The following is a 6,312-nucleotide window of genomic DNA, read 5'->3' as shown; positions in this document are numbered from 1 at the left end:
GCCCTACGAGGCCGACAGCATCACGCCCTTCGTCGCCAACAGCCCGGTCATGGCGTTCTTCTACGCCCACCCCGACCAGTACGCCCAGCACCTCACCCACGAGGGCGAGCTCAACCTCGCCGCCCGCGCGTGGCAGACGGCCAACCACACCTACGCGTTCTCCCGCGGCCTCGGCACGGTCGAGCTGCTGATCGGCCTGCTCGTCCTCGCCGGCCTGGTGTCGCGGCGGCTGGGCTTGGCCGGGGCGGTGCTCGCCTTCCTCACCCCGGTGGTGACCCTGTCGTTCCTCGTCACCACCCCCGAGGCCTGGGTCGCCGCGCTCGGCGATGCCCAGCACGGCTTCCCCTACCTGTCGGGCGCGGGCCGCCTCGTCCTCAAGGACGTCACCCTCATGGCCGGCGCCTGGCTCGTCCTCGCCGACAGCGCCCGCGCCGTCCTGCGCGAGGCGTCCGCGCCGGCGGCCCGGGCCCCGGAGCCCGCCCTCGCCGCGAAGGCGTGAACGGCCGCCCACGTGCGGCCGCGGGAAGCGTTCAGGACCGAGACCCGGGACGATGGACTGTCTTCGGCCGACCCTGATCTCGGATCCGGCCGCAGAGAGGCACCGTTTCGGGTGACGACCCCTAACCTTCGTATGATTCCGCGCGGCCGGGAGCGGCTGTACCTCTCGCGATACAGCACACGACACAGGCCGCGCCTTTGGCCGCCCCCGGACACACGTCGCCCGGCCGGTTCGCACGCCGAGACACGTCGCGCCGTCCCCCATTCCACGAGGTCGAACGATGGTCCAGCTCACGATCAATGCGCGCCGCTACACGGTGGACGCGGAACCGGACACGCCGCTGCTGTTCGTCCTGCGCGACAGCCTCGGGCTGACCGGCACGAAGTACGGCTGCGGCATCGGGCAGTGCGGCGCCTGCACGGTGCTCCTCGACGGCGCGGCGACCCGCTCCTGCCAGGTCCCGCTGGAGAGCGTCGGCGACCAAGCCATCACCACGATCGAGGCGATCGAGCAGGATCCGGTCGGCGCCCGGGTCGTGGCCGCCTGGATCGGCATCGAGGTGCCCCAGTGCGGCTACTGCCAGTCCGGGCAGGTCATGGCCGCCACGAGCCTGCTCAAGCAGACCCCGAAACCGACCGAGGCCGACATCGCCGGCGCCATGACCAACCTGTGCCGGTGCGGAACCTACAACGCCATCGCCGCCGCCGTGCGGCAGGCCGCGGCCTGAGGAGGCGCACGATGACCGACCGCTCGCCCCGCACCCGCCCGGACCGCCGCGAACCGGTCCGCAACCTCTCCCGCCGCGGCTTCCTGGGGGCGGCCTCGGGCGCGCTGGTCCTCGGGGTCGGCCTGCGGCTGGCGCCGGCCGCCGCCCAGACCCGCGCCGAGGGCCCGGCGGCCGTCGCCCCGAAACCCGGGACCCGCGTGGCAGCGTTCCTGGAGATCCGCCCCGACGACAGCGTGCGCCTGCTCAGCCCCTTCGTGGAGGGTGGCCAGGGCATCAACACCGGCCTCGCCCAGACGATTGGCGAGGAGCTCGACCTCGACCCGGCGCGCTTCGCGGTGGAATGCGCCCCGCCCGGCCCCGATTACGCGGTCGTCAACGGCCTGCGCATGACCGGCGGATCCTTCTCCACCCGCTCGAGCTTCGAGGCCATGCGCCGCCTCGGCGCCACCGCCCGCGAGATGCTGCTGCGGGCGGCGGCCGCCGAACTCGCCGTGCCGCAGGCCGGCCTGACCACCGGGAACGGCCGCGTGATCCACGCCGCCTCGGGCCGGAGCCTCGGCTACGGCGCCCTCGCCGCCGCGGCGCTCGCGCTGCAGCCGCGCGACGACGTGACCTTGAAGGATCCGAAGGACTTCCGCTGGATCGGCAAGCCGGTGGCGCGCCTCGACATGCGCGACAAGTCCACCGGCCGGGCCGTCTACAGCATCGACATCCGGCTCGACGGCATGGTTCACGCCGCGATCCGGCACGCGCCGCATCTCGGCACCGAGCCGGAGACGATCACCAACGCGGCGGAGGTCCGGGCGATGCCGGGCGTCCAGGCGGTCGAGCGCCTGCCGGGCGCGGTGGCGGTGGTGGCCGACACGTGGTGGCGGGCCCGCACGGCCGCGGAGGCCCTGCAGGTGACCTGGAGCCGGCCGGCGCCCGACGGCGTCGCGACCGTCTCGGCCGGCTTCTCCTCGGCCGCGATGCTGGCCGCCCTCCGGGACGCGCCCGGCCCCGGCGTTCCGGCCGAGCAGGCGGGCGATCCGGACGCCGCCTTCGCGGGCGCGACCCGAGTCGTCGAGGCCGCGTACGACGCCCCCTACCTCGCGCACGCGCAGCTGGAGCCGCCCTCGGCGGTGGCCCGCTTCGCTCCCGACGGCAGCCTCGACCTCTGGGTGCCGAACCAGATGCCGGAGCTGTTCCAGCAGGTCGCCGCCAAGACGGCCGGGCTGCAGCCGGATCAGGTCCGCATCCACTCGCCGATGCTCGGCGGCTTCTTCGGGCGCCACTTCCACTACGGGCCGGCCAGCCCGTTCCCGCAGGCGATCCTGCTCGCGAAGGCGACGGGCAGGCCGGTGCGGGTGCTGTGGTCGCGGGAGGAGGAGTTCGGCATGGACGCGCTGCGCCCCCTGAGCTTCGCCCGGTTCAAGGCGGCCCTCGGGCCGGACGGGATGCCGGTGGCGCTGGAGACCACCGCGGTGGGGGAGGGCCCGATCGGGCGCTGGTTCGGCGCGCTGTTCAAGGGGCCGGTGGATTCCTCGGTGGTGGAGGGCCTCGACCAGAAGCCCTACGCCATCCCGAACCGGCGGCTCACCTACGTGAAGGTGCCGCACCCGGTGACCATCGCGTTCTGGCGCTCGGTCGGGCACTCGATGAACGACTACTTCTACGAGAGCTTCCTCGACGAGATCGCGCAGGCCGGCGGCCAGGACCCGTTCGCCCTCCGGATGACGCTCCTGAAGGACAGCGCCCGCCACCGCACCCTGCTGCAGGCGGTGGCCGACCTCGCCGGCGGCTGGACGCGCGGGCCGTTCCAGGCGGCGGACGGCACGCGACGCGCGCGGGGCGTGTCGATGGCCTCGCCGTTCGGGTCGGAGACGGCGACGATCGCCGAGGTGTCGCTCGAGAACGGCGAGGCCCGGGTGCACGATCTCTGGATCGCCATCGATCCGGGCCGGGTGGTCAACCCGGCAATCGTGAAGCGCCAGGTCGAGAGCGCGGCGGCGCTCGGCCTCTCGTCGACGCTGCTGGAGCAGGTGGTCTACGAGGGCGGGCAGCGGCAGGCGCGGAACTTCGACGCCTATCCGATCCTCGACCGGGCGCGGATGCCGCGGGTGCACGTGGCGATCGTCGAGAGCGGGGCGCCGATGGGCGGCATCGGCGAGCCGGGCCTGCCCGGCGTGCCGCCGGCGGTGGTCAACGCGGTCGCGGCGCTGACCGGCCGACGCCTGCGCAGCCTGCCCCTGGCCAAGGAGACCCTCTCGGGGGCCTGACGCCGGCGAGGCCGCCGCCCCCCGAAAGTCCCGCTTCGCGACTGGAAGCGGGATTTTCGCATGCCGTATACCGGGGGTGCGGCGGGCCAGCACTGGGGCCGGCCCCGGGAACCGTGGACATGAGCATCGGTCTGACGCCGACGGACGACCGGATCGTCGTGGCCAGCGAGGCCGACTGGAACGACGCGTGGTACCTCGTCTGCATGAAGGTCTCGACGATCGGCTTCGTCGTCGTCGATGCCCGCGAGCGGGTCGCCACCCTGGACGCGCTCCGGGCGGCCGGGATCACCGACATCGCCGGCCATCTCGACGCGCGTCCGGACGTGGCCGACCGCCTGCGGCACGGGATGGTCATCCTCGACGTCAACGAGGCGGCGGTGCGGATGTTCGGCGCCGGCGGCCGCGCGGACATGATCGGGCAGCGCACGCAGCGCTTCTTCGACCCCCTCTGCACCGCCCAGGTGAACTCCGCCCGGGCCTTCGCGGCCGGCGCGACCGCGTTCCAGCAGCAGGCGCACAGCGTCCGGCTCGACGGCTCGCGCTTCGAGACGCTGTTCTGCGTGGTCCCGCGGGCGGACGGCGCCAGCTCCGGCCTCTGGCTCGCCTCCTTCGTGGACATCACCGAGCACGTCGAGCGGCAGATGTCCCTGGAAGTCCTGCGCGACGAGCTCGCCCACGTCTCCCGGATCTCGACGCTGGGCGAACTCTCGGCGTCGATCGCGCACGAGATCGGGCAGCCCCTGTCGTCGATCGGCATGACCGCCGGGGCGATGCTGCGCCTGCTCGACCGCGCGGATCTCGACCGCGACCTGCTCCGGCGGCAATGCCAGCGCATCGTCGATCAGGTCACGCGGGCCGGGGACATCATCGATCGCACCCGGCGCATGGCCGCGAAACGCGACAGCGTCCGCGCGCCCGTCTCCGTGGCGGAGATCCTGGCCGAGGCCGCGCAGTTCGTGGCGCACGACCTGAACCGCGGCAAGATCAGGCTCACCGTCGTCCCGGCCGACGCGGCCGACGCGGCCGCGCAGGTCTCCGCGGACCGGATCCAGCTGCAGCAGGTCTTCGTCAACCTGCTGATGAACGCCATCCAGATCCATCGGCAGGCGCGGACGCCCGGGCCGGAGATCACGGTCGAGACCACCTGCCGGGACGGATCGATCACGGTGGACGTCGTCGACAACGGGCCGGGCCTCGATCCCGACGCCGTCGACCGGCTGTTCGACGGCTTCTTCACGACGCGGACCGAGGGGCTCGGCCTGGGCCTCCGGATCTGCCGGACCATCGTGGCGGCCCACGGCGGCTCGATCGACGCGCGTTCCCGCGACGGGGCGCCGGGCGCCCGGTTCACGGTGCGCCTGCCGCTCGCCCGGGCCTGACCGACCCGCCGCGGGGAGTGGGCAGGGGTCCCCGGTCGGGGCGCCCCCGCGGGCGCCTCAGGCCGCGACGGCGCGCGCGCTCCGGTACCGGCTCGCCGGCGCCGACGCGCCGAGCTGGGCGGCGAGCTCGAGGCGCGCGGCGTCCAGCGCGGACCAGGCCGCGCCGTTCTCCAGGGGCGGGATCGTGACGACCTCGCCGGCATCGAACCCGGCCAGCGCGGCCGCGACCAGATCGGCCGGCGTCATGACGATGCTGGCCGGGAGGTTCCGGTGGCCGCCGACGCCGGCCACGGTCCAGAACTCCGTCGCCGTCGCGCCGGGCAGGACCGCCTGGATCCGGACGCCCTTGGGGGCGAGTTCGTGCTGCAGCGCCTGGGTGAAGGCCAGGACGTAAGCCTTGCTGGCCCCGTAGACGCCGTTGAGCAGCTCGGGATTGAGGGCGACGGTCGAGGCGACGTTGATGATCGCCCCGTGCCCCCGCGCGACGAAGGCCGGCGCCGCCGCGTAGGCGAGGCGCGTCACGGCCGTGACGTTCACGCCGATCATGCGCTCCATCTCGTCCGGATCCGCCTGGAGCAGCGGGGCCGCCGAGCCGAAGCCGGCGTTGTTGACCAGCAGGGTGATCGCCGCGTCGCCCCGCAGCCGGTCCTCGACGCGCCGAAGACCGGCACGGTCGTTGATGTCCGCCGCGAGCGCCTCGACGGTGCGGCCGGAGGCCCCGCGCACCGTCTCCGCGACCGCCTCCAGGCGATCCGAGTTCCGGGCGGTCAGGATGAGATCGTAGCCGCGCGCGGCGAGCTGTTCGGCATAGATCGCACCGATCCCGCCCGAAGCGCCGGTGATCAGAGCAATTCCCTTGGCACGATCCGTCATGACAACTCTCCGTCTGCGCTGTTGGATGACGGAAAGTGTAGCGACCGGGATGGAGCCGGACATTTATACCGACGCGAGGCGACGCCATACCTTGGTATGATCTGGTCGGGTCGGTCCGACGCGCGTCAGGCAGTCGTCGGCGGGCGGTCGCCAACAGGCGCGGGGAGGCCGGCGCAACCCCGGCCCGATCCCGGCCCGATCGGCGGCACGCGGACGGCATCGGCACGCGGGACCCGCCGCGCCGATCCGGGAGAGGTGCGCCCGCCGCCTCGCCGTGCTAGAACGAAAGCGGAACAGATCACAGGTGCGAGCCGGGCACAATCTGCGGGCGAGAAGTTTCTTCCGGGCCGTTGGACGAATGTGAATACGGCGCGAAAACACCTGTCGCGGCCGGCCCTTGGCCGGCCGGTAGGGTCGGTGGAGAACCTGTGACAAACCGGGGGACAGGACGGCGATGGCGATGAGGACGGCGTTCGTGGTGCAGCCCTTCGAGGTGCACCGGAAGCGGTTGCGACCGGCCCGGCAGGAGCCGGCGCAGACCGAGAGCGGGGCGGTGAAGAAGGCGGAGAACATGGC

5 protein-coding genes are annotated in these 6,312 nt (G+C 73.3%); 4 read left to right on the top strand and 1 reads right to left on the bottom strand.

The annotated features are described in order from the left end of the window. The 4 genes from ACTJK8_RS31475 to ACTJK8_RS31460 form a co-directional block, all read left to right on the top strand. Positions 1-499, top strand: a 499-nt coding sequence (locus tag ACTJK8_RS31475) for a DUF417 family protein (protein ID WP_182180696.1), incomplete at its 5' end; no start/stop codon positions are given. Positions 500-779: 280 nt separating this feature from the next. After that, on the top strand, positions 780-1,226 hold the full coding sequence (locus ACTJK8_RS31470) for a (2Fe-2S)-binding protein (RefSeq protein WP_024830645.1): 447 nt from the start codon (positions 780-782) through the stop codon (positions 1,224-1,226). Between the two features lie 11 nt (positions 1,227-1,237). Next, positions 1,238-3,484: a molybdopterin cofactor-binding domain-containing protein gene (locus ACTJK8_RS31465; protein ID WP_440763126.1), complete on the top strand. Its 2,247-nt coding sequence runs from the start codon at positions 1,238-1,240 to the stop codon at positions 3,482-3,484. Between the two features lie 119 nt (positions 3,485-3,603). Then, positions 3,604-4,863 (top strand): sensor histidine kinase, encoded by a 1,260-nt coding sequence (locus tag ACTJK8_RS31460; protein WP_440763125.1) that lies wholly within the window; start codon positions 3,604-3,606, stop codon positions 4,861-4,863. A 57-nt stretch (positions 4,864-4,920) separates the two neighbouring features. On the opposite strand, the gene ACTJK8_RS31455 is transcribed toward ACTJK8_RS31460, so the two are convergent. Beyond that, positions 4,921-5,736, bottom strand: coding sequence for an SDR family NAD(P)-dependent oxidoreductase (locus ACTJK8_RS31455; protein ID WP_440763124.1), 816 nt, complete (start codon positions 5,734-5,736; stop codon positions 4,921-4,923). Between the last annotated feature and the right edge of the window lie 576 nt (positions 5,737-6,312).

Origin of the sequence: Methylobacterium sp. 22177, assembly GCF_052045615.1 — a bacterium.
In the GTDB taxonomy this organism is placed as follows: Bacteria; Pseudomonadota; Alphaproteobacteria; order Rhizobiales; family Beijerinckiaceae; genus Methylobacterium; species Methylobacterium radiotolerans.
This window is presented reverse-complemented; position numbering and strand designations above follow the sequence as displayed.